Raw genomic sequence first — 936 nt, 5'->3', positions numbered from 1 at the left:
ACCGGCGCATCCGGTTCGGTGACCGTGTCCAGCACCCGGAAGTCGGCGTGCACGGTATCCGGGGTGATCGTGGTGCGCACATAGCCGCGGCGATCGTTGTAGAACCTCAGATGCGGGTTCGCCTGCATATGGCCGATCTGTGTCGCGCCGGTACCGTTGCCGTTCGACGTGATCGACGTGCACACCAGTTCCGAACCCACCACCGGGGCGTCGGGGTCGGCGAAGTCGACCTTGAGGTCGTTGGCCCAGTGCCGGTGCACGTCGCCGGTGAGGACCACGGCGTTGCGTACCGGCGAGTCCACCCAGCCCTGCGTGATCCGGCGCCGCGATGCGGCGTATCCGTCCCAGCCGTCCATGCTCACCTCGTCGGTGTCGGGGCTCGGATCCCTGTCCTGTTCGGCGAAGAACACCTGCTGGCCGAGGAAATCCCACTGCGCGGTGGAAGTGCGGAAGCCGTCGAGCAGCCACTGTTCCTGTTCGGTTCCGGTGAGTGTTCGTGCCTCATCGTGACGTTCCACAGCGTTCTTCTTCCAGCCGTCGCCGGCGGCCTGGTCGTCGCGGTACTGCCGGGTGTCGAGCATGTGGAAGTTGGCGAGGTTCCCCCACCGGACCCGTCGGAAGATCTTCATGTCGTGCCCCGAGGGCGCCGACGAGGGTCGCAGCGGCATGTTCTCGTAGTAGGCCTGGAAGGCAGCTGCGCGGCGGGCGAGGAAGTTCTCGGTGGTGTCGTTACCCTCAGCGGCATCGGTATTCTCCGGAACGGGACCGGCCCAATTGTTGTCGACCTCGTGGTCGTCCCACACGACCAGCCAGGGCGCGACTGCGTGGGCCGCCTGCAGATCGGCGTCGGCTTTGTACTGCGCGTGACGTTGACGGTAGTTCGCCAGGGTGACGGTCTCGGGTCCGTCGAACGAACGCACGAGACCGGTGTCGCTC

1 protein-coding gene is annotated in these 936 nt (G+C 66.1%); it reads right to left on the bottom strand.

The window, feature by feature from the left end:
• Window positions 1-936, bottom strand: a 936-nt coding sequence (locus R1101_RS0124475; RefSeq protein ID WP_016935762.1) for an alkaline phosphatase D family protein, incomplete at both ends; no start/stop codon positions are given.

It is taken from the genome of Rhodococcus sp. R1101, from assembly GCF_000278445.1.
GTDB lineage: Bacteria > Actinomycetota > Actinomycetes > Mycobacteriales > Mycobacteriaceae > Rhodococcus > Rhodococcus gordoniae.
The sequence above is the reverse complement of the archived record's forward strand: the minus strand, read 5'-3'. Positions and strand labels throughout refer to the sequence as shown.